This is a genomic window from Ensifer adhaerens (genome assembly GCF_000697965.2).
Classification (GTDB): Bacteria; Pseudomonadota; Alphaproteobacteria; order Rhizobiales; family Rhizobiaceae; genus Ensifer; species Ensifer adhaerens.
Map to the genome: position 1 here is coordinate 2,857,956 of NZ_CP015880.1, position 21,129 is coordinate 2,879,084.

The 21,129-nt window shown below is 61.6% G+C and carries 29 protein-coding genes and 1 tRNA gene; 12 read left to right on the top strand and 18 right to left on the bottom strand.

The window, feature by feature from the left end:
* Positions 1-2: 2 nt before the first annotated feature.
* From FA04_RS13880 to FA04_RS13935, 12 genes are all read right to left on the bottom strand, one after another.
* A complete protein-coding gene (locus tag FA04_RS13880) occupies positions 3-1,031 on the bottom strand; it encodes a major capsid protein (RefSeq protein WP_034797804.1) in 1,029 nt (342 codons plus the stop codon).
* A gap of 28 nt (positions 1,032-1,059) precedes the next feature.
* Positions 1,060-1,416 (bottom strand): head decoration protein, encoded by a 357-nt coding sequence (locus tag FA04_RS13885; RefSeq protein WP_034797806.1) that lies wholly within the window; start codon positions 1,414-1,416, stop codon positions 1,060-1,062.
* A gap of 4 nt (positions 1,417-1,420) precedes the next feature.
* Positions 1,421-1,975, bottom strand: a complete 555-nt coding sequence (locus FA04_RS13890) for a hypothetical protein (protein ID WP_034797809.1) — start codon at positions 1,973-1,975, stop codon at positions 1,421-1,423.
* A gap of 24 nt (positions 1,976-1,999) precedes the next feature.
* A complete protein-coding gene (locus tag FA04_RS13895) occupies positions 2,000-2,908 on the bottom strand; it encodes a S49 family peptidase (protein ID WP_034797811.1) in 909 nt (302 codons plus the stop codon).
* Positions 2,905-4,626, bottom strand: a complete 1,722-nt coding sequence (locus FA04_RS13900) for a phage portal protein (RefSeq protein ID WP_034797813.1) — start codon at positions 4,624-4,626, stop codon at positions 2,905-2,907. The genes FA04_RS13895 and FA04_RS13900 overlap by 4 nt, the downstream gene beginning before the upstream one ends.
* Entirely contained in the window at positions 4,623-4,859 is a 237-nt protein-coding gene (gene gpW, locus FA04_RS13905; RefSeq protein WP_034797815.1) for a gpW family head-tail joining protein, read from the bottom strand. Before gpW ends, FA04_RS13900 begins: the two co-directional genes overlap by 4 nt.
* Before the next feature lie 8 nt (positions 4,860-4,867).
* The gene (locus FA04_RS13910) at positions 4,868-6,913 is read right to left on the bottom strand and encodes a phage terminase large subunit family protein (protein ID WP_034797817.1); all 2,046 of its coding nucleotides are present in this window, start codon (positions 6,911-6,913) and stop codon (positions 4,868-4,870) included.
* Positions 6,910-7,572 (bottom strand): hypothetical protein, encoded by a 663-nt coding sequence (locus tag FA04_RS13915; protein WP_034797819.1) that lies wholly within the window; start codon positions 7,570-7,572, stop codon positions 6,910-6,912. The genes FA04_RS13910 and FA04_RS13915 overlap by 4 nt, the downstream gene beginning before the upstream one ends.
* A gap of 144 nt (positions 7,573-7,716) precedes the next feature.
* A complete protein-coding gene (locus tag FA04_RS13920) occupies positions 7,717-8,463 on the bottom strand; it encodes a hypothetical protein (RefSeq protein ID WP_034797821.1) in 747 nt (248 codons plus the stop codon).
* A 231-nt stretch (positions 8,464-8,694) separates the two neighbouring features.
* Positions 8,695-9,339 carry a transcription termination/antitermination protein NusG gene (gene nusG, locus FA04_RS13925; RefSeq protein WP_034797823.1) on the bottom strand — a complete coding sequence of 215 codons (645 nt, stop codon included), beginning with the start codon at positions 9,337-9,339 and terminating at the stop codon, positions 8,695-8,697.
* Positions 9,326-10,591 carry a hypothetical protein gene (locus FA04_RS13930; protein WP_156552983.1) on the bottom strand — a complete coding sequence of 422 codons (1,266 nt, stop codon included), beginning with the start codon at positions 10,589-10,591 and terminating at the stop codon, positions 9,326-9,328. Before FA04_RS13930 ends, nusG begins: the two co-directional genes overlap by 14 nt.
* A complete protein-coding gene (locus FA04_RS13935; RefSeq protein ID WP_064817020.1) occupies positions 10,588-11,598 on the bottom strand; it encodes a phosphoadenosine phosphosulfate reductase domain-containing protein in 1,011 nt (336 codons plus the stop codon). The genes FA04_RS13930 and FA04_RS13935 overlap by 4 nt, the downstream gene beginning before the upstream one ends.
* A gap of 68 nt (positions 11,599-11,666) precedes the next feature.
* Between FA04_RS13935 and FA04_RS13940 the strand changes: the two genes are divergently transcribed.
* Entirely contained in the window at positions 11,667-12,374 is a 708-nt protein-coding gene (locus tag FA04_RS13940) for a hypothetical protein (protein ID WP_034797829.1), read from the top strand.
* Between the two features lie 17 nt (positions 12,375-12,391).
* On the opposite strand, the gene FA04_RS13945 is transcribed toward FA04_RS13940, so the two are convergent.
* The 5 genes from FA04_RS13945 to FA04_RS13960 are packed head-to-tail and all read right to left on the bottom strand — an operon-like array spanning position 12,392 to position 15,048.
* A complete protein-coding gene (locus tag FA04_RS13945; RefSeq protein WP_034797831.1) occupies positions 12,392-12,688 on the bottom strand; it encodes a hypothetical protein in 297 nt (98 codons plus the stop codon).
* Positions 12,685-12,885 (bottom strand): DUF6525 family protein, encoded by a 201-nt coding sequence (locus FA04_RS13950; RefSeq protein WP_034797832.1) that lies wholly within the window; start codon positions 12,883-12,885, stop codon positions 12,685-12,687. Before FA04_RS13950 ends, FA04_RS13945 begins: the two co-directional genes overlap by 4 nt.
* On the bottom strand, positions 12,882-14,411 hold the full coding sequence (locus FA04_RS13955) for an MT-A70 family methyltransferase (RefSeq protein WP_034797834.1): 1,530 nt from the start codon (positions 14,409-14,411) through the stop codon (positions 12,882-12,884). Before FA04_RS13955 ends, FA04_RS13950 begins: the two co-directional genes overlap by 4 nt.
* Positions 14,408-14,560: a hypothetical protein gene (locus tag FA04_RS35640; protein WP_167550698.1), complete on the bottom strand. Its 153-nt coding sequence runs from the start codon at positions 14,558-14,560 to the stop codon at positions 14,408-14,410. Before FA04_RS35640 ends, FA04_RS13955 begins: the two co-directional genes overlap by 4 nt.
* Complete coding sequence (locus tag FA04_RS13960; protein WP_034797836.1) at positions 14,560-15,048, bottom strand: phage regulatory CII family protein; 489 nt, start codon at positions 15,046-15,048, stop codon at positions 14,560-14,562. Before FA04_RS13960 ends, FA04_RS35640 begins: the two co-directional genes overlap by 1 nt.
* Positions 15,049-15,275: 227 nt before the next feature.
* On the opposite strand from FA04_RS13960, the gene FA04_RS13965 reads away from it, so the two are divergent.
* The 11 genes from FA04_RS13965 (at position 15,276) to FA04_RS14020 (ending at position 20,901) form a co-directional block, all read left to right on the top strand.
* Positions 15,276-15,545, top strand: coding sequence for a hypothetical protein (locus tag FA04_RS13965; protein WP_034797838.1), 270 nt, complete (start codon positions 15,276-15,278; stop codon positions 15,543-15,545).
* 580 nt (positions 15,546-16,125) lie between these two features.
* The gene (locus tag FA04_RS13980) at positions 16,126-16,899 is read left to right on the top strand and encodes an XRE family transcriptional regulator (protein WP_234798706.1); all 774 of its coding nucleotides are present in this window, start codon (positions 16,126-16,128) and stop codon (positions 16,897-16,899) included.
* 220 nt (positions 16,900-17,119) lie between these two features.
* Complete coding sequence (locus FA04_RS13985; protein WP_034797846.1) at positions 17,120-17,335, top strand: hypothetical protein; 216 nt, start codon at positions 17,120-17,122, stop codon at positions 17,333-17,335.
* Between the two features lie 79 nt (positions 17,336-17,414).
* A complete protein-coding gene (locus tag FA04_RS35645; protein WP_167550699.1) occupies positions 17,415-17,588 on the top strand; it encodes a hypothetical protein in 174 nt (57 codons plus the stop codon).
* Positions 17,588-17,914, top strand: coding sequence for a hypothetical protein (locus FA04_RS13990; RefSeq protein WP_051659387.1), 327 nt, complete (start codon positions 17,588-17,590; stop codon positions 17,912-17,914). The genes FA04_RS35645 and FA04_RS13990 overlap by 1 nt, the downstream gene beginning before the upstream one ends.
* Positions 17,911-18,240: a nucleoside triphosphate pyrophosphohydrolase family protein gene (locus FA04_RS13995; protein ID WP_034797848.1), complete on the top strand. Its 330-nt coding sequence runs from the start codon at positions 17,911-17,913 to the stop codon at positions 18,238-18,240. Before FA04_RS13990 ends, FA04_RS13995 begins: the two co-directional genes overlap by 4 nt.
* Complete coding sequence (locus tag FA04_RS14000; protein WP_034797850.1) at positions 18,237-18,626, top strand: DUF4326 domain-containing protein; 390 nt, start codon at positions 18,237-18,239, stop codon at positions 18,624-18,626. Before FA04_RS13995 ends, FA04_RS14000 begins: the two co-directional genes overlap by 4 nt.
* A complete protein-coding gene (locus FA04_RS35890) occupies positions 18,623-19,150 on the top strand; it encodes a hypothetical protein (protein WP_034797852.1) in 528 nt (175 codons plus the stop codon). Before FA04_RS14000 ends, FA04_RS35890 begins: the two co-directional genes overlap by 4 nt.
* Positions 19,147-19,521: an HNH endonuclease signature motif containing protein gene (locus tag FA04_RS14010; RefSeq protein ID WP_034797854.1), complete on the top strand. Its 375-nt coding sequence runs from the start codon at positions 19,147-19,149 to the stop codon at positions 19,519-19,521. The genes FA04_RS35890 and FA04_RS14010 overlap by 4 nt, the downstream gene beginning before the upstream one ends.
* On the top strand, positions 19,518-19,826 hold the full coding sequence (locus FA04_RS14015) for a hypothetical protein (protein WP_208870271.1): 309 nt from the start codon (positions 19,518-19,520) through the stop codon (positions 19,824-19,826). The genes FA04_RS14010 and FA04_RS14015 overlap by 4 nt, the downstream gene beginning before the upstream one ends.
* Positions 19,810-20,901 (top strand): tyrosine-type recombinase/integrase, encoded by a 1,092-nt coding sequence (locus FA04_RS14020; RefSeq protein WP_051659388.1) that lies wholly within the window; start codon positions 19,810-19,812, stop codon positions 20,899-20,901. The genes FA04_RS14015 and FA04_RS14020 overlap by 17 nt, the downstream gene beginning before the upstream one ends.
* Before the next feature lie 91 nt (positions 20,902-20,992).
* Here the strand turns inward: FA04_RS14020 and FA04_RS14025 are convergent.
* Positions 20,993-21,077 (bottom strand) — tRNA-Leu (locus tag FA04_RS14025).
* Positions 21,078-21,129: the final 52 nt, after the last annotated feature.

Here is a 21,129-nt window from a genome sequence, read left to right on the forward strand (position 1 = left end):
GATCAGCGGACCAGCGCGAAGAGGCTGGCGTCGGGCTCCGGCATGATCGGCAGCGGGGCCGACTGCGTCTGCACGATCGTGCGCGACGGGTTCTTCTCCTTCCACATGTCCGGGAAGCGTTCGAGGGAGATCAGAGCGTCGTTGTCCAGAATAGCGCCGTAGGCGAAGTGCCCCAGGAAGCCGAAGGGATCGAAGATACCGACGCCGAACGAAGGCCAGAAGTTCTGCTTCGCCCCGCCAACCGTGTAGGGCTGCGAATACTGGATGAAGGTCAGTTCGCCGATCGTGCCGAGAACGGTGTAGTACTTGTTCTCCGCGCCGGTCGAGACAGGACCAAGCTGCATGATGCCGCCGTCCTGGCGCCGGTTATCCAGCATCTCCTGGAAGCGAGGCGACTTTTTCAGGAGACCTGCGGCGCCCGGGCCAAGCAGGACTTCCCGGGCGTTAAAGCCGCCGGTGTCACCCAGCAACTGAGCCCACTTTTCAACGTCGTCCATCGGATCCACACCGGCCTCACCCCAGCGGGCCGCTCCCGCGAGCGCGATCGTAAGCGCCGCATCGCGACCGTAGGCAATCGTCTGTGTCGGGTAGTCCTCGCCCTGAACGACGACCTGACCGGTGCGCAGTGCCTGCGAGCACATGAACTCTTCGCGTCGGGTGATGCGCTGATCCTGGTCGTCGATGATCGTCGCGAGGTTGTATGCATAGCGCGACGCCGGTGTGTCACGGCCGCCGATCGGCTCGCCCGGGATGCGGATCATGTTGCCGCGCGGACGTAGCGTGTTCTGCGGCTTCACATAGGCGGGCGTAAAGCTGGTCGCCTTGAAGCCGCGGTTGGAGGAGTCCTTGCCGGGAACGTCCGGATGCACGAACGGAGCGAGTTCGCGATCGGGCAGAATCTTATCAAAAACGATCTCTTCCATGTCGGAAAGAACGGTCGTCGAGAAGTAACGGTCGCGCAGGAAGGCCTCTGGCCGGTCGCGAGGCGGCAGAACCTGAATGAGTTCTGCAGTGTTGAGAAGCATATCCATGTGTGAGGAACCTTTCAGGTCTTTGCCGTCACTTCAGCGTGCGGACGTAGAGCGGCGCGCTTGCCTTGCGGAAAGCGGCTTCTACGGTCGCGGTTGTGTGACCAGCGCCAAGGATGAGTTTCGATGCATCGAGGCCGGCGCCCGCATAGGCGGGTGCTACGACATCACCGGCGGATGCGTCGCAGTCGATCGCGAGCACGAGGCCCGGCGTCTGCGAGCCGTCGGCTGCGGCCGAGGCGGACAAGATGTACTTGTCCGAAGCGGTGATGTTGCCGATCACGGCGCCGCGCTTCAAGTTCTGGCCGCTGGCGATCGTGATATTGCGGGTAACGACCGGCACGTCGGAGACGAGCAGATCGTTCGGGGCGAAGGTTGCTTCAGCCATTGAATCAGGCTCCCTTGCGGTTACGGCCGTGGATGGCCTTGATGGTGTTGCCGATGCCGGCGATCACGGCCTGGCGCTCGGAGGACTTGCCGCCACCCGGAGTACCCGCGCCGAGTTTCGGGGTCTTGCCCTTCATGCGGGCGCCGAGGCTGGAACCGCCGCCGCCAGCCGATGCCAGGAGGGCGCCGGCTTCCCTGGCCGTGTAGAACTTCGATCCGAAGGCCAATTCGTTCGCCAAGCCGGGATTGCTCTCGGCTTTCGGGTGCGTAAGGATCGAGCGAATCCGCCCCTGCTCGGCGCGACGGATGGCACTGGCAGAAGTGGTCTTGCCTTCGTCCGTCTCGTCCTCGTCGGTTTCGGCAGAGGTGTCTTCTTCCTCGGTCTCAGCCTCGGGGTCCGTCACGTCGTCTTCGGCAGAGGTTTCATCCTCAGTGCCTTCTGCAGTTTCTTCTTCTTCAAGTTCTTCCGGCCGTTCTTCTTCCAGCCGGGAGCCCTTTTTGCCGCTAATGGCGGCGAGCACGCTCCGCGTGAGCGCGCTGGTGCGCGTCAAGTTCGACATTCGTCGTCTCCGTGTGATGGTGGGTTAGCCGGCTGTCCGGCTCAGTTCCGCTTCGAAGGCCGCAAGGACCTGCGAAGGACGTACAACCGCGTCGGCGAGGCCGGCCTCAACCGCCTTTTGTCCGCGATAGAACCGCGCCTCTGTGGCGAGAGCGGATTGCTGTGTGAGGCGGCCGGCGCGGAAGCGCGCAACGGTCGCTGCAAATTCGACGCGAAGCTCTTCGAGCTCGGCGAGTTCCTGTTTCAAGACATCTTCGGGGATAGCCTGATAGGGATTGAAGTCGGCCTTGTGCGCGCCAGCTGAAAGGATCGTGACGTTCAGACCCTCCTTTGCCAGCCACGCGCTCATGTCGACATGCATGGAAATGACACCGATAGAACCGCAGATCCCGGTCTGAGGAATGACGACCTGTCGGGCCGGCGATGCACACAGATAACCGGCAGAGCAAGCATGATCGGTAAGCACTGCGATCGTCGGCTTCATCTGCGAAAGCTCGAAGATCTGCTCGGCGCAATCAAAGGCGCCAGTCACCTCGCCGCCAAAGCTGTCAACCTCAAGCACCACTGCCTTGACGTCGGCGCGCTCAATGCAATCGCGAACCTGAAGCGCAATCGCTTCATAGCTCGTCATACCGCACGACTGGCCGATCCACTTGCCCTTGTTGACCAAAGAGCCCTCGATCTCGATCAGCGCAATGCCACGTTCGGACAACATCTTGGGGCCTTTGTAGACGTCGTCTCCCCAATAGTCCTTCGCGTCCCGCAGCTTCTCGCCGATCAGGCCCATCTCTTCGCCACCCGCCACATGCGCGGCAACATCCGGCGCACCGAGGACCCGTGGCCCGAAGGCACGCGCAATGATGTCGCCCTTTGCAGGGTGCAACATCAGCGGCGTACCGAACATACGGCTGGCGATTTCAGGATAGTTCCTCATGCCGGTTTCCTTCTGGCAATCGCAGGGATGCCGACCGGGTGCCGGCGGGCAGACTTGCGGCCGTTGACCTCCTCCTCGGTATCCTCCCCGGGTTCGCGATCATCAGCCGGGTTCACGCGTGGACGCGCCGGGACATCGGCAGGCCCCATGGGCAAGCCCAGTTTTTCATAGAAGCTGCGCTCGCGTGCCCGCTGCAGCGCGTCCATCTTCCAATCCCTGCCCTGCTCTGCCGATTCCTGCTGCAGCGTCGTCAGGTTGTTTTCGATGCGCTCGCCGGCAGCCTGCGCTTCGCGCAACGGATCAATCCAGCCACGGCCAGGACCGATCCAGTCCGCGTGGCACCAGGCCGCCGGGTTCTGGTCGAACGGCACGGCGCCGGCGGGAAGTGCGATCAGGCCCTTGTCGAAGATCTCCTCAAGGAACGCACGATAGATCGGGGCCATGAACTGGGCTGCAAAACCGCCCTTCTTTGCCGTCAGTCCACGCCAGATTTCGAGCAGGGCGGCACGTGCCGACGAGTAGTTGACGTTGCTCCAGTCCATGGTCAGCTGCTCGTAGGTGATGCCGATCGCGCTCGCGACCTTGCGCAACGCAGCATTCACGAAGGCCTCGAAGTTCGCATTCGGATGCTCCGGCTTTGTCAGGGTCGCCTTTTCCCCCGGCTGCAGCATGTTGACGCGAACGCCGGGAAGGTCGATCGGCGCAGCGCTGTAATAGGCCTTCTGCGCGTCCGACATCTCGCCGTAGACGCTTGCAACCTTCTGGGCCGACACGTCTTCGCCCATGGCGTCGAGAAACTCTTCCGGATCGAAGGGCGTCTCGATGAAGGCGGCCATGACTGCGTTCAATGCCGCCGCCTGGCTTTCGAAGTCCTCATAATCGGTCGACTGTTTGATCGAGCGGATGATGGGCGCCCAGTCCGAAACCCCGCGCGTCATGCCGGCGCGCTTCTGTTCGAAGGCATGAACGACGATCGGTCGCCCCCATTCGGTTTCCCGCTCGACATACTCCCATTGCCACAGCCCGGTATTGCCGGCGAAGATTTCGCCGGGATGCGACTTGCGGAAATGATAGCCCTGCGGTGCGCCGTAACCGTTGATCACGACCCCGTCGCGCAGGAACTCGTCATCCATGCGCCCATTCGGGTTTGAGCATCGTGCCGGGTCGACGACATGAACAGCGGTCTGGAACAACGGAGCGTTGTCGTGCCAGACGATGACGCCCATCGCCTCGCCCTCAGGGCCGAACCGTTGACGCGCGGCAAGGCCGAGAATACCGGCCATCGTTTTCGTCCGCTCGGCATCGCACCACTTGTCGACGTCATGCGTGTAGTCGCGCCACAAGGCCTCGATCCTGTCGGAGATCGCATCGGCTTGTTCGAACGTCATGTTGAGCGAGACGTGGTTCGGCCTGGCGGCAAGCGTCCAGCCCGAACCGATGATGTTGTCAACGAGACGCGAGGTACCGGCAGCACCCCAGCCGTCATTGCGGGCGACGTCGTTGAGACGGTCGACCAGGTCGACGCGGTTCCACGACAACGCCGACTGGCCCGACCAGGTGCCCGGCCGCCATTTGGCAAGAGACGGATGATCATTGGCGGCACCCTGGTAAGCGGTAGATGCCATCATCCGGTTCTTCGTCATCTGCATACGCGCAGCTGCGCGCAGGGCATCGGGCAACGGCTTGTCATCCGGGCCGTAAATCGCGACATCGCTCATCCGAAGATCACCCCTCGGCTACGGGCTCGGCCCATTCGACGCTGGCCAAGCTGCGCCTCAAGACTGCGCACGTACTGGCGCAAGTTCCCGGCATTGGCTGCGACATAGGTGATCGCCTCGCCGTTGTAGTTAAGGCTGACTTCCGCGCGGCCGATCTCCAGTTGGTGGAGTGCCTCGCGCGCTTCCGTGAGCCGCGCCTGCAGCACGGCACGTTCCTGTTCGGTCAAAGCCATGTGAGATCCTAGCGATTGTTGCGCTGGCGAGCCCGCTCGGCACGCGCAAGCGCGGCGGCGAGCCGCGATGATGCTTCGGTCGCCGTCGTTTCTGCCGGCGTTTCCGTTTTCACCTCAACCCTGTTGAGTTGGTCTTCGAGGTCGCCCTGTTGCGGAGCTTCTATCCGGCCGAGGCGGTCGGCTATTGCGTCCCACTCTTCGTCCGTCCAGTACGGCACGCCCCAGCGATAGGCACCGGCAAGGCTCTGATTGAGCATGTCGATGATTTCGTTGCGGCGACCGTCGAGCAACTTCCAGACATAACGGGTGTGGCCGCTACGGGTCTTTTCCGGCACGCGCGCCTCCGAGGTCGCCTGCTGGTAGAAGTCGTCGCCAAACCCTCTGGCAAAGCGGATGTAGCCTGCCCGTTCCGGATCGCTTTTCTTGTAGTCACGATAGAGCCGCAGCTTGAAGGCCGAGGCATTGAACGTGAAGAAGCGCGACGACCACTTCTGCTTTTTCGGCTTGCCGCGTTTGTCGTACTCTTTCGTTTGCACGATCGGCGGCGCGGCCTCGGTGTTGCCACCGCGAACCATGATGACGCGAGATTTCGGGTGCTTGCGAACCCAGTTCCACACGTCGTCCGTGTATGCGTTGCCATCGATCGCGAGGCGATCGGCCAGGCGCTTGCGGCCGAGATCGTCAGTCCACTCGCGCTGCAGCAACTTGTCGAGCGCCGCCCGAACCTCAGGCTCCGAGATGTGGCCGGAATGCTCCTTGTAGCCTGGGAGGTGGCTGCCGGCGCGATTGTCGATGACGCCGTGGTCTATGACGGCGCGATAGCGGTTGCGGCCGTAACCGACAAGGAGCCACTCGACACGGTCGCCCTGAACGTCAAGGCCGAGCACCAACACGAGCGCTTCGGCCGGAATGACGCCGCGGCGGAAACCTTGCTCCTCACCGCGGTCGCGCAGAACTTCCCAATCGACCGCCTTGTTGTCCGCCTCATAGGCAAGACCGAGCCAGTCGTTGAAGAAGGTTTGCTCGGCTCCGGAGCCATTGTCCCGCTTCTCCGGTCCACCGGCTTGAAGGGAGAGCCATTCGCGCGCCAGGTTCTCCCAGCGTTCAAATGGCGAATAGGCCATCCAGACCCGAAACGACCGGTGGCGGCGCGCACGCTCCGGGTACTTCGCGACCCACTTCGCACCGTTCCTCGGAAGCACCATCCATTCTCGATGATGCTCATGGATCTCGCCACCGCAATGGATGCAAACGAAGTGCGCTTTCTCGGGATGCTCCGGATCAAGGTGATCCCGCATGTTTTCCCAGCGCAGCTCCTGCAACCCGCCACACTCTTTGTGCGGGCAAGGTACGTGGTAGCTCTCCTGCGTTCCTTCTCGATAATTCGCCGTGATCTTGCATCCCGGCTCCACCATCGGCGTCGAAATCTTAAAGACCTTGGCGTTGAAGAACGCTTTGCTGCGGCTGTCCGCCTGGGCCTCCGGGTCGCCAGCCTCGTTCATCTGCCACTTGGCAAGATCGTCCTGCACCTGCTTTCGCGGCGAGATCATCGACAGGCCCGCCGGCGAGTTGGCGCCTGCCGCCTGAATGGCTCCTCGGCCGTCGATGCGCTCCTTGTAGAGCACCGAGTTGCTGGCATCGCGGCTGTTCTGCGAGAACAGTTTTGCGACGGCAGGCATCTCTCGCACCAGCGGCATCAGCTTCGTCTTCGACCAGCGCGACGCGTTTTCCTCAGTCGGGTGGACGTAGAGGAAATCGCCGGGCGCCATGTCGAGCGAGCCGAGTGTAAAGATGTTGGCGCAGATGGTGCCGCCGATCTGCGCCGACTTTGCCAGGCTGACGATATTGCAGGGGTCCTCGGGCGAAAGCGCCCTCAGGATCTCCGAGAAGAACGGAACAAGATCCTCGTTGTACTTGCCGGGATGGTCGGTGATGCGCTCAGAGAACTCAATGTTCTGCTTGGCCCATGCGAGGTAATCAACCGATGGCGGCGGCTCGCAGATCTCGGCAAGGACCGAATACGCCATCCGCTCAGGGTTGAACAACATCGTCACGTCTGTTCATCCTCGACATGTTCAGCCAGCTCGGCGGCGGAGGTGGCAAAATCCTTCGCTGCCTTTGCCCGCGCTTCGCGGAACGACTTGAGCAAGGCATGCATCGCGTCGTGCATGGGCACATCGAACTGTGCAGCCATCGTCTTCGCCATGGCGGGTATTGCGAGTTCCATCACCTTGAAGGCCTCAGTTACGGCCTTGACCGTCTGACGCCTGGCATCGTCGGCAAGCATGTAGCGCCCAACTTCAAGCGCTTCCTCACGCTCCAGCTGGGCGGTCTTGATCTGCTGCTGCCTGAGGCGCTCGGCTGCCAACTTGTCGGCGACGTCATCCCTGACAATCAGCTCCGGCTCGTCCGGATCGAAGGAAGGCGGCACTGCGGCCGGTCGCGGCGGGCGGCCACCGAGGTTCAGCGCCGGCTGGCGGGTCGGCATGTTCAACGATGCCTGCCCGTTCGCGCCAAAGCGCTGGGACGGCTCAAGCGTCTTCTGCAACTGCGACTGGGCAACAGCCGGCCTGATCTTCGCCGCCCTGCCCTCACCTTCAAGTGCATCGCCGTAGATCTTGCCTTCAGCGATGTACTGCGAGATCCGGCCAGCACTCACGCCGATGTGGGCGGCGAAGGCACCCTTCGTCATCGTGTCAGCGGACAGGCTCATTTTAGCTTTCGACTTTAGCCAAGCTCTTTAGTTTAGGCTCTGACTTTAGGCTTCAAAAAGTCGCTCAGACTAGGCAACCACCGCGGTGCCAAATACCCGTAGGCCGGACTTCGCCAGGAAGGACCCGCGAACCGGTCGACCGGGTCAGCGGGCCGTCCGAACCGCCCTTTCGAAGGCGGCGGCGAAGTGGTCGTGAATGTTCGCGGTCACATAACGCTCGACGACCTCGCGAAGGTGAAGGCGGATGCGATACGTGCTCTGCGACACGAACAGGATGACCGGAAAGATCGCCTGCGTGGTCGGGTCTCGCTGCCAGACGCCCGGAAACAAATGGCCCGGGCGTTTCGCTGCGAAGAACCGCGCGTTCTTGTAGTTCTTGTTCCGCTTGACCGACTTGTCAGAGCGGACGCGGGTAGCACCGGCACCGCGATAGTCGATCTGCAGGTCCGCCATGACACGGTTGAGAAACCCTTGCGTCATGTTGCCGTATCGATCGAGAGGCGCACGCTTGGCAGGAACTGCCACTTCGTTGCGCTTCATCAGGTTGCGGTCGATCAATTGCCGCTCGAAAGCCTTATGCGTACGCATCCCGCCTTCGATCTGTGGCCCAAGGAACGCGGTTGCTGGCAACCCTCCCTTGGTTCGATCTCCGGTCACGACGACGGCTGCCTGCAGATTTTGCCTGGTTGCCCGATCAAAGACGACGCCGCGTTTCGCATAAGGTGTCGGCCGATCGAACACGCGATCCATCTCGCGCTGCACTTCGAGCCGCCCGCCCTTTGCCGTCTCGTTCAGAGTCAGCATGATTGCGTACGGCAGCTGCTTTCGCTCAATGTCCGTAAGGGACCGCTCAAACTTCGAGAGATCGAACCTGATATGTGCATCAATCATCGTTCGAAAGCCTGCGAGATGCTCATATCTCTTAAACGAAAAAGGCGACCTTTCGGCCGCCTGTCATATTCTCATAGCAGTAGCACTCGCCCTGAATCGGTGCCTCGCATGGAGGCTTGAGGGCATGGGGCCGGTGCGTTGGTTCCCTGAGGCTTTCGCCTACTCTGCCCTAGATCTGATCTAGGGGATCGGAGGGTAACGTCATCCGGCTCGTCCGTAGCAAAATGACTCTCACAACTTCTTCAGATGTGCAAGAGGCATTCGCTCGATGTCGAACGAACGGCCCTGCACGTCGATACGTACGCTCGCCCGAGCCTCTCGGCACCACTTCACGGCAGTAACAACACATCGGAATCCGGTAAACGGACCAAACACGATGTCTGCTTCGGTGCCCTGACCGATCGTCTTGTCGGTGGCGACCCGTGGCGCATTACCATCGCCGAATAGCGCTTTGAAAACAGCGACGTGAACGTCTTTGACGACGTGATAGCCACCCGTTCCACCAACGAAATCGACCACATGGTTCTGATGGCGAAGCCCAAGGAAAGCTTCCGGAGACGGTACCAACCGCACTAACAGGTAGCCAGGAACGGCAGGCTGCACCACGTCGATCTTCTTGCCACGTCGGATGTAACTGTCCTTTTCGCGCGGCATATAGGCCTCGACATTGGCCGCTGCCAGCGTGTTTTCCACATCAAACTCTCTGCCCTTTTTCACATGGAGGCAGTACCAACGGGCGCTATCGGGGTGCATTTCGGTCACTTTCATTGTTGCTGCCTTCAAACTTGCTTGTGTGATTCGCCGCATACGGTCCCTGAAACCGTCTTTGGCCTGCGTTGCGATCGGCTGACCCTTCATTCCCCTATGCTGCATCATGGTCACCCTGCCCCTCGCTGATGGTTGCCTTGAACGTCTCGATTGCCGCTTCGACGCTGCCGCCAGCCTCTATCAGCGGGAAGCAGATCCACTTGGCGTCGCCCATGCGAGGCCATGGCCATTCCATTCGCTCATAGAGCTGCCGATAGGCCTGCACCTCCGCGGAATCGACGTGGTAGCTCTTGAAGCCCTCGCCCGCCTCGACGATGGCGCCGTCGATGACCTGGCCGCGAAACTGCTCCGCCGCCGCATACATCTCGCTGACCTTCGGCCAAGCCCAGCGTTGGCGATGCTCACGGCGAACGCGATCAGCCATAGGGCCTCCAGCCTTCACAGTCTGCTGGAGGAAGGGCGTCATCGCCGGCATGGGCGCATCTGGCTCAAGCAGGCGGCTTATCGCCAAGGCCTGCCACGCCTTGCTGAATGGCTTGTGCACGCTTGGCGGGTTGACCGCAGCGGCCGCCACGACGCCAAGTCGCTGCCAGCGCTTCTCGTGAAGGTACTTGCCAGCGGCCACCGTGCCCTTCTTCGTCCGGCCGAGCTGCTCGCGCGCCCGGAGATAGGCCGGCGTGAGTTCGAGAGCTTCCCTGCGCTCGGCAGGCGTCAGCCGATACCAGGCCTTGCGTGCTTCCGTTTCGCTGTCGTCGAGATTGGTCGGCCACGTCGGGAACCAGCGCTTGAAGCCACGTTCGATCGACTGCCGGCTTTCAACCTTCTCGTCATCGCTCGCGCGCGCTCTCTCACTTCGTTCAGCAGGAGGCGTTAAACAAGAGTCGTTAATAGGTGCCGATCCAGGACCGGCAGGGGGTGCCGACTCTGGACCGGCAGGGGGTGCCGATATATCGGCAGGGGTGCCGGTATACCGGCAGGGGGGTGCGCCCTCTTCCTCGCCGGAAACAGGAGCAAATTCCTCGTCGGAAAGATCGCCGTCATTGTCCCACGATTGGAAGGCAGATTCCGGCGTCTCGCGATCGTAGATCACGCGATACCAGTGCGCGCTGTCCCGACCGTTGTCGCTGACAACAACGCGCCGCTCCACGGCCCCGATCACAACGAGGCGATCGAGCGAAGTCTGCACCGTCGAGCGGGCGCAGCCGATCTCTTCGGACATCTTCACCTGACTGCGCCGGCACCATCCGTGCTTGCTGCTGGTATGCCGCCCGAGAACGCAGAGAACCTGCAGATCCCGCCCCTTAAGCCGCTGATCGGTGACCAGCCAGCCCGGAATAATTGATAGTCGCGCCGTGCTCACTCGCAGGCCCCCCATTCATTGCATGATGTTCCAATGTTTTCAGCTGCAGCGAGGAAAGCGTCGTACTGGAGCCCTCCCCGCGATGTCTTCGACCACTCGACGCGGGCGCGGATGCCGGTGCGAGACAGCGACCAGTCGTAGTCGTCGCTCTGCCAGCCATTAGCGAGTAGAGGGTCGTCGGTTACGTTGAAGAAGGTGGAGTTTCCGCGTTTCGAAACGTCAGAAACAAGCGCCTCCCAATTCGCCAGCCTATCCACGTGCTCCGGAAAGCGCGTGCCGATCAGGCGCATTTCCTCTTTGCGGCACATGACACAGGGAAAGCAGCCGACCCGCGTAAAGCCCAAAGCGTAGAGAAAGTTTCGAGGGATGCCGAACCGATCGGCGTACGCAAAGACGTCCTCGACGCTCCAGCTAATCAACGGCCGATATGCATATGCGACCCATTGAGCGCCGAGATCTTGGAGCGCCTTCGGCAGGGAGTGCGGGACCGGATTTATCCGCTGCAGTCGCGGAAGATCTGACCGCGCGATACTCTCCGCCGCCCGGACACCCTGCCAAGAGATGAGCTTTCTACCCGCCTCCAGCAATGGTCGCTGGACGTCGTGGAACATGGGAGAGATTTTCAGTTCATCCGTGCAGAAGCGCGTTTTGGCCGAAGGGAACCGCGTCTTCCACAGGCACAAGTCCAGAAAGGGAACGCCCGTTGGATGAAGCAGCGCCAGAGCCATCTGAACCTTGGCATCCGGCACGCCTTCCATAGGCCAGCGACGCGCGACATATTCGCGCTTGCGGGCCAATTTCTCGGTGAAGTCAGCCTTTACCCAAATTATGTCCGGGCCGCCTGTCAGCTGCGGGAGGCGGCGGACGGCATCATATGTTGCCTCGTGCTCGTTGCCAGTGTCAGCGAAGACGGCCTGAAACGGCAAACCGCGTTCCATGGCGCGCAGATAGGTCGCGGTCGAATCCTTCCCCCCAGACACAGAGACGAGATGTGCGAAGCCGCTCATGCACGCACCCATTGCGGCGCAGTCGGCATTTCAGATAGGTGATGGGGTAATATTGAGGGAGATTGGGGATGGATATCAGACCGAGCGATAGGACTATGCGCTGGTTGGGACCGGCTGTCGTGTTCGCGGTTTTCGCGTTTGTTATCTTCGGCTCGCCGCCCATGCGCGCAGGAGTCTGCACGGGTGCAGCGGACGAACACTGTGTGCGCGATTGGATCTCGGCCACAAGTGGATGGTTCGCCGGCGTCGCTGCATTCATTTCTATCTACTTGCTTAGCCAGCAGGTGCGCGACGCCCGAAACGCTTACAATGCGGCCGAACAGAAGCAAGTCGATACCAAACGGAGACTGGCGCAGCGCATGCGCGAGCTGATTGTGCGATTGTCGTCCGTCATGAACCGTGTGCGCCGCGTGCCCGACGACTATCAGAGTGAATCGTTTACGAAGCGCGCCAGAGCCTATGAAATTGCGTTGGAATTGCTGACAGAGGAGCTTGCAAATCCTGTCCTTGATGAACTCGAGGAGCAATTTGAACTTGGCACTCATACGATCGCGTGGGTCCGCCGACCGCCTCAAAAGATTTTGGAGGCAGTACGAGCCGCGGTACGGGCCGCGGAGGTAGATGAAGCGCGAGCAGCAGCCGAAGAAGCGCTGCTGACGTCCCTGATTCAGAACCTGACTGGCGTCGATGAATACTGCCGAAAAATCCTGCGCCAGTGTGACCGGGTACTGCAGACCCATCCGGCAACTGAGGACCGGACTATCCGCTCCGAGTAAGTTGAATCGGCCTGCGCTCATCGGTGATCGTCCTTTTTTCGCGCGATTTCGACGAGCTGCAGGCGCGCGTACTCCCGCGAGACCCGCATGGTGATGGGGCGGCCGCCGTCATCGCAGCGGGTGCCGCAGAGCGCGGCGATTTCGGTTGCCAGGCACGTAAGGCCCGGCTGAAACCCCGCCCGCTGGAGCGCGGCGCGAATTGCCATCTGGTCGCGCAGAAGCACGTCCAGCGGTGCATTGAGGATCCAGCGAGCCCGAGCGGCATCGTCCGACGCGTCGAGCAATTCTTCGACAATGGGAAGCGGCGCCGTCATTGCGCACTCCTCGCGGCGAGCGGCCGGATCATGGCAACGACATCATCAGGCGACCTGCCGCGCGCGATCCGTTTCGCCAGAATTCGAGGGTCGTAAGCGAAATGGGCGCTGGCGACCGCCTCGCGCACGGGTTTCGGCAGGGCGTCGTAGTCGCGCATGACGTCGACGGATGAGCGCCGGTCGAGGATGTTGATCACTCACGCCCCTCCCCGGTCTCGTACCCCCACGCGGTCCAGCCGGCCCGAGGCGCGCGACAGAACATTTCCAGCCGAGGCAAGTCCGGATAGAGCCGCTCGATCGTCTCCGCGAAGAATGCGGGCTTGGCGCTGTGCCCGCCCTTGCGCTCCGAATAAACGGTCTGGGGCTGCGTGCCCGGCAAGGGCGCGACAGGACTGCCCCGCTTGCCGATTAACAGCAGCTCGTGCCGGTCGCGGCCCCAATAGCCGGTTCCGGCCACTTCCTTGTCCCAGATCCAGTGATGAACATAGGCAAAGCCCCACGCATCCATGACACGCAGTGCATCTGGCAACATCGGATTGGTCGCCCAAAGAAAGAGAACGGCATCAGCTTTGGCCGGGTCGCCGATCTCGCCGAATAGCCGGCAGATCGCGCCGGTTTCCATCGTCGGGTAGTGGTTTTCCGCGCTCTTCTCCCGCCCGGTAACCTCCGAATGAACGCCGAATTTCCAAGGCGGGTCGGCGTAGATAACGGGAAACTTCTGCGCGACCCGGCCAGCGGTAGCCGCCCCGCTTTCGACGACATGCGCCATGTGTGCCAGCCGCACCTGATGGCGCTTCTCAGCATCGTTGCGACGGATTTCTTTCGACTTGGCGACGATCTCCTTCTTCTCGCGCCTGAGAATCTCTTGCTGTGCCTCATGCTCCAGCCGCGTCAGCGCCTCGCCGGTATGCACCGAAAGCTTGCCCTCGCGTATCGCTGCTGAAAGCTCCTTGATGCCATGCGTATCGATCCGGCGTGCGGCGATGACAGCCCTTTCGGAAACGGAAAGCATGCGGGCGGCATCACGGGTCGGCAAATTTGCTGACCCTGTCGTGTGCTGGTTTACACCCCGTTTCCAGATGACGATCTTTGCCGCGACCATGGCACGCTGGCTTTCGCTCAGGTGACGGCGGCGTAGGTTGAGAGAAAGTACGAAGCCGAGCGGGTCGTCGCCCTCATACTCCTTCGTCCAGGCATCGATGCCCGCCATGTGGCACGCCGCCTCCCGGTTGCGCCCGTCTATGATCGCGCCGTCGAGAAGCCAGACCGGCTGCTGCTGGCCATGCGCGGCGATGTCGTCCGCCAACTCGCGCAACTCGTCATCCGGGATCATCGGAAAAAGTGCGGCCAGCGGATGATGCGGCAGGCGGGCCAGGGCCGAAGGAGGCGCGATCGCAACCTCTACGCCGCCGCCGTCGATGTCGATCGGCTCGATGTCGGACGCCTGCGCATGGTTCGCGGCAAGAATGGCGACGACTGCGCCGCAATGGTTCGCAAGCTCCATATCGGCGGGCCGGTCCACGCCCGATAGGCTGTATGCCTTGTCGGTCGGATACCAGATGCACGCGTCCTGCGGATTGCGGCGCAGTAGTCCCCGGCCGTTGAGGTTCCGGCTAGCCCTCATGTCCCGCTCAGTATCGACGACCAGAACGCCGGCGGCGAGCGCCGCCGACAGGAGTCTTTCCGCGTTCTCGCCCAAGTTCTTCGGCAGCCCTTCGGTCACAGCGCCCGCCTTTCAGACTGTTCGATGATTTCGCAGACCTCGCGCTCGTCGATGTCGAGCAGCGCGGCGATGGCGTACGTGTCGTGCTGGCCGTCGTGCCAAAGCTGAAGCACGCGCTCGATCAGGATCTGGCGAGGAAGAGAGGCCATCAGTCCCTCACGAGCCGCAGCGATGCGGACATGCCGCCCTGCGCCTTGACGACGGCTGCCATCGCGCGCAGCTCGGACATCGCCTTTTCGAGGGAAGCCGCCACACGGTCGACGCTGGCCGCTTCGGTCGGCGAGAAATGCCCGTCTGAGATCGCGACTGCGACGCAATTCGCCAGCTCGCCGGAAAGGCGCATCACCTCAGCGTGCGCGGCAAGCACGTTGACCTCGGATTGCCTTTCGGCTTCCGGGTCTGTCAGCCGCCGGCCGCTGGCTTCCGCCATCACGGCAGTGATCAGCGGCTGGCCGCAGTCCTGCTCCAGCGCGCGAACGGCGCCGATCGGCATCAGATCGGGGTCGTTCGGGTTGTTCCAGCGGCCGACATGGCTCTTCGAAAAGCCGGTGATGGTCACGGCGCGCTCGATGCCACCGCAACGTTCGATCAGGTCACGCTGCGCAGCTTTCACGCGGTAGAGGAAGGCGTCGGACATGACTGTCTCCAGACAAGAAAAAAGCGTTCCCGCGCCGGGAAATCCGGTCGGGTTTTCCCGTTTTGGGAAAGGTCTCGAAGTGCGAAATTCAGTCCGTCAGATCAGGGAGGCCCGCATGGATACGAAACCACAGGCTGTTCACGCCGGGGAAAAGCTCCCCGGCGTGCTTGCCGCCAGCGCCGGTAGATGCTCCGTTGTGTTCGCAACAACCATTCGGAGAAACGGACATGGCGGAAGAAGCAATCACGCCCGAAGAGCGCATCGAAGCATTGGAAGGGGAACTCGACGAAACGAGGTATGTCGCAGCACTCATGCTGATGATGCTGGCGAAGTCCAAGACCATCGACCTGAACGACTTCGTTCACCAGGCGAAGTGGGATGCGGAGGTCCACCCGGACGGCCCCCGTGGTCGTCGCAACCTTTTCACTGCGCTCCACATCGTCGAGCGCGCCATCGAGATGAGGGATGCGCGCACGGACTACGGGCAACAACAATAGGTCAGACGTCGGCCGCGCGAGCCCGCGCTTCAGCTTCATCAAGGGCCACAACTGCGGGGTGCTGGTCGCCAAACTTTTCGACGAACCGCGCTCTGAGCGCAGCGCAGCGCGCATCCAGTGCAGCGTTCTGCCTATCACGACGCCTCTGCTTTTCGCTTTCAGCGGGTTTCGACGGCTGCAGGAGTAGGCGGAGCCGCTCGCGTAGCCAAGCGCGCCCGAAACTAAACTTCTCAGCATTCTGCATCGGCTCAACCTTTCACGTTGAAGAAAAGAGGCAGGGGCGCGCAGGTCAGTGGCGCGCCCCCGCCAGGTGGCAAGGTCATTCACCTTCAGGAGGAGGACAGGCTTCAGCCCTTGCTTGGGGAACATCGTCATTCGGCAGCCTTTCGCGCGGTGAGGCATATCGAAAGGAACTCCGACGCAGTTACTGCGCCTTCCGTGCCTGCCTCCACATCAAGGGCCAGGTCGACACTAGGATTTCGTTCCCCCGCGAGGGTGCGCGAAAGCGTGCTCGGAGACCGGCCAATGCGAATAGCGAACGCGGAAAGGCGCTCTCTTTTCTGGTCGAGGAAGGACTGAAGTGCGTTCATGGCGCGGATTATTGCCAAATAGGCAAATTTTTGTCAACGGCGACTTTGCCTATTTGGCTCTGGCGCAAATTCCACAGGCGGTTGAAATTTGCCATATGGACAAAGCACCTGCACCAAACCGTATCCGAGAGTTTCGCGAAGAGCGCGACATGACTATCGAGCAGCTCGCTGAAGCGACGCACTTGTCGGTTTCATACGTTTCGCGGCTGGAGAGTGGCGGAAGGAACCTATCGGTAGGAAAGCTAAATCTCTTCGCTCATGCGTTGGGCGTGGATCCACGTGACCTTTTGGCGGAGGCCCCGACAGAAGAGCGTCGCGTCATTGCCGTAATGGGCCGGATCGGTGCAGGAGCGGAAATATTGCCTGAGGATGAACAAGTCCCACCAGAGGGGCTTTACGAGATCGAGACCCCATTCCCCCTTCCTGATGATGCATTGGCCTTTGAAGTTACTGGGGAATCTATGTGGCCGCGCTACGACCCCGGCGACATCATCATTTGCTGGAAGCAAGGCACCAACGTCGAAGACGTTATTGGCTGGGAGGCAGCCGTTAAGACCAGCTCCGGAAAGCGCTACCTCAAGCGGGTCTTGCGCGGGCCAACGCCTCATACTTACGACCTCGAAAGCCACAATGCACCGCCCATCAGAGGCGTCGAGATCGTATGGCTGGCGGCTATCCAGTCCGTAATCAGAAGCGGCCAGTGGACCAAACTCTCAGCGTCGGCCAGGACCAACTTGAGCCGCAGAATGTTAGCAATGCGCTAACCCTGCGAACATCGAGAACTCCAAACCCGGCCTTGCGCCGGGTTTTTTGTTGCCCGATTGGCAAGGCCTCAAGTCAAAATTTGCCTATCTGGCAAAAAGCTGCTGACGGCAATTTGCCTATTTGTCAAATATACACGCGCCTCCCGATGCAGCGGCGGCGCGGAAGTCAAACGTCTCCGCGCCGCCCAGGGAGGTTTCTAACCACCCTTGGAGACATCAAATGCAAAATCAGCTCGGCAACACCCCAGAAGAGATCACCCATTCCATGGCCGAGGCCATGCGCTTTGCCGGTGACGGTTGCACCGAACGCGACCTGCTGCTGCGCGGCTTCACCCGCCAAGAGATCCTGAAGCACGGCGACGCCGCACGCGAAACGGCATTTGCCAGATCGTTGAGCAGCATCCCCACGCGCGTCCAGGCCCGCCGCGCCGCCTGAGGCCGAACGCTTTCGGCGTCGGCCTTCGGGCCGACATCGAAGGTGTTCCCTTCGCTGTCCTCAATCGGAGTCTCTGATCATGAATGAGCACTTCACCGGCCATAACAAAGCACGCCTTGACGCCGGCTACAGCCGCTTTCGGCTTCTCTGCGTCACGCTTGCCATGACGGCCGCCTTGTCGATGTCGGTGTTCCTCGCCGGCTACACGGCAGTCAAAAAAGAATGGCAGTTTGCATCGGAGGCTCGCGTCTGATGGGCCATTACCCTCTCGACGGCGCCATCCCCGCCGAACCGATCGTCCACCGCCTTTGGGAGCAGGGCGCGACCGCGCACGACATGGCGCTGCGCTTCGCAGTGCCGCTCCCGTCCATGGAGCGCTATCTGCGCCTGCGTCTTCCTCGCTGGATTGGCGCGCAGCAGCGTTCCGCCGCGCCCGACGATCGCCGCATCGTCCACACCGTCCGCTGCATCGAGCGTGGCACCTACCAGGTGATGCACGTGTCTCTCCCCCGGATCTCGATGCACGTGAAAGCGATCGAGGCCGAGCACAAAGGCGCAGACTGGAGGGTCGCGGCATGAGCATCACCCCTTGGAAACCGGAAACGGACATCGTTCTGCACCAGGCACTTGGCAAGTGCGCCGAGGAATGCGGAGAGCTTTCTCAGGCTTTAGCCCGCTGCCTCATCCAGGGCTTCCAGGAAGCGGAGCCGGTCACGCACAAGCTCAACCGGACGCACCTCTTCGACGAGGTGGCCGACCTCAAGGCGGCGCTGCGCTGGCTTTTCGACGTTCTGGACGAGCCGTTCAAAGGCGAATCCGAACGCGAGCGCCGCAAGTTCGACGGCTTCAAGCACTGGCAGAAAATGCTCGAGAGTGACCGGGCCACAGAGGTCCGCCAGCCATGAAGGCCATCCGGCTCCAGCTTTCCCGCCGCAAGGGCTTTAGCCTTCAAGACACCAGCCTTGCTGCGAATGGCCTGTCAGCGGTCAAGGTCGCGCGGCCGTCAAAATACGGCAATCCGGTCATCAAACAGGACTTCGACGAACTCCAGGCGATCCATGGGGAACTCGGCCGTCCGCCGATCGAGGGCATATGGCAGCAGCACGCCGTGAAATGCTTCGACGCGTGGATCGGCGGTAAGTTGCCGGAACTCGGCACGCCGCCGACATGCGCAGAGATCCGGCGAGACCTGAAAGGCAAGAACCTCGCCTGCTGGTGCGAACTCGACGACCCTTGCCATGCCGATGTCTTGCTGCTCGTTGCCAACGACGCCGGCGAGGCGAAATCATGAACATTGACTTCGCCAAAAGGACATATCTGGACGCACGTCACCTGCTCGGCCTCGCCAGCGAGGAATGGTGCGAATCATATGCTGTCGAGAGCGGCCACGCCGAGATCTGCGCTAAGGACGTACTGACCGGAGAGGTGGAGCCGATCGCCCACCTCCTGCCCGCCTGCGGTTACGACGATCGCCGGATCATGACGCACGCGCCAACCTATATGCGCGCGATGGATTTCCTGCTGCAGCATGCGTTCCGCGAGATCCGCGAGCTGCGCCAGAAACTCGACGCGCGCGAGCCGAAGCCCAAACAGTTCGCCGCCGAATGCGCCATGAAGTGCGGCGAGCCGGCCTTCCTAAAATACCTTGAGGAACGCCACGGCCTCCAGCGCCCCCTGACGAAGGATCGCGCCGCGACCAAGGTCCGCTCCATTCTCAAGATCTCTTCGCGACGCGAGCTGGACAGCAACCAGGACGCAGCAGCCCGTTGGCGCAGCCTGGTCAACGCCTTCGACGCATGGAGGCGGCACGGATGAACGGCCGCCGGCTGGAAATCTTCCAAAAGATCATGTCGCGGGTTTTCATCGACCCCGTTACCGGCTGCTGGATCTGGCGAGGCCCAACATCGGGAAAGACAGGCCGAGGCAAGGATTACCCGCGCATGTCGCTCGGCGGCCAGACGGTCGCCGTGCACCTGGTCATGTGGACCAACGAGCACGGTTACATTCCCGGTAAGAAGCAGCTCGACCACAAATGCCGCAACCGCCTTTGCGTCAATCCGGACCCGAAGCACACGGAGCTGGTGACACATAAGCAGAACCAGAGGCGACGCGACCAAGCGCGCGCAGCTGCCATGCTCGGCCACAACGGCGGGCCACCGCTCGAATGCGAGGAGATCACCCAATGAGCCGAGAAATGGCCGCCGTCGACACGCGCGCTCGCCGCTCTGCCGTGCTTCCCCCAAGTCTTCCGCCCTTTGGCGTTACGCGCGAACAGGCAGCGCTGTTGCTGAGCATCAGTGTCTCCCTGTTTGACAGCGCCGTTGAAGTTGGCACCATGCCGCAACCGAGGGTGCTCGGCGGGCGAAACATCTGGGATGTCGACGAGCTTTGGGCGAGCTTCCGAGCGCTACCGCACAAGGCCGGCATGAGCCGAGATCCCGACGAGCTGCGACCACAAGGGAACGCTTTCGATAATGCCAAAAAGGCTTGATGACAAACTGCCGAAGGGCGTGAGCCTCGATCGCGACTGGCGCACCAGGGAAGCCCGCTACTATTTTCGCGCACCAGGTCGCAAGAAAGTGCGCCTCAAGGAGACGCCCGGGACGGATGCCTTCGATAAGGAAGTCGCCTGCGCCCGCCTTGGAATACCCTACGTGCCCGAAGGCACAGAGCCGCCGCCTGCCGGTGTGACGCTGAAACGAGATCCCGCCGAAGGAACCGTCGATTGGCTCTATGCGGAGTACAAGCGCCGCGCAACCATCAGCGCCGGCGTCATGGCGCGTCGCGCGACCATCCTGGAAGAGGTCTGCGATTACAAGTTCGGCACAGCTCGTTGTGGCGACCTACCCTATGCTGACATGCGCAAGCGCCATGTCGTCGAGATCCGCGACGCCGTCCGAGACAAACCGGGTTCGCGCAACGATGTGAAGAAGGCCATCTCCGCATTGTTCGCTTGGGCCGTCGAAAGCGACCTCGCGCAGATGAACCCGGCCGCGAAGATCAAACTCTTACACTCCGGCGACGGCTTCCACACGTGGACGGTCGACGAGGTGCGCCAGTACGAGGCCATACACGGCGCCGGCACGAAGGCGCGCCTCATGCTGCACCTGGCGCTCTACACCGGCCTGCGACTCGACAGTCTCTCCATTGTCGGCCTCCAGCATATTCGCAATGGCCAATTGACCATCCGTCCGGAGAAGACGCGCAAGTCGAGCGGCGTCATCGTCGACATTCCGGTGCTGCCGGAGCTGCAAAAGACAATCGAAGAGTGCCCGACTGGAAACCTGACCTTCCTCGTCACCGAGTTCGGCAAACCATTCACAACGAACGGCCTCGGCAACAAGATGCGGGACTGGTGCGACCAGGCCGGATTGTTCCATTGCACCACTCACGGCCTGCGGAAAGCCGGCGCCACGATCGCCGCCGAGAACGGCGCGACGGACGAAGAGCTGATGGCAATTTTCGGCTGGACCACGAAGAACCAGACGACGACCTACACCAAGAAAGCCCGCCGCAAACAGATGGCGGCAGGCGCCATGCATAAGCTCGTGCCGGAACAAAAGTAGGCCGTATTTTGTCCCACACATTTCGAGGTGCGAAAATGTGGGGCAAAAACAGCGAAAAAGAACAACAAAAACAATAGCAGTTAGGTGTAGGTGGTGCCCCATGCCGGGGTCGAACCAGCACTCCTTTCGGAACTCGATTTTGAGTCGAGCGCGTCTACCAATTCCGCCAATGGGGCTCAGGGAAGTGCGATATCAGCGGCTCGGATTTACACGAAGGATTTCGCCGTG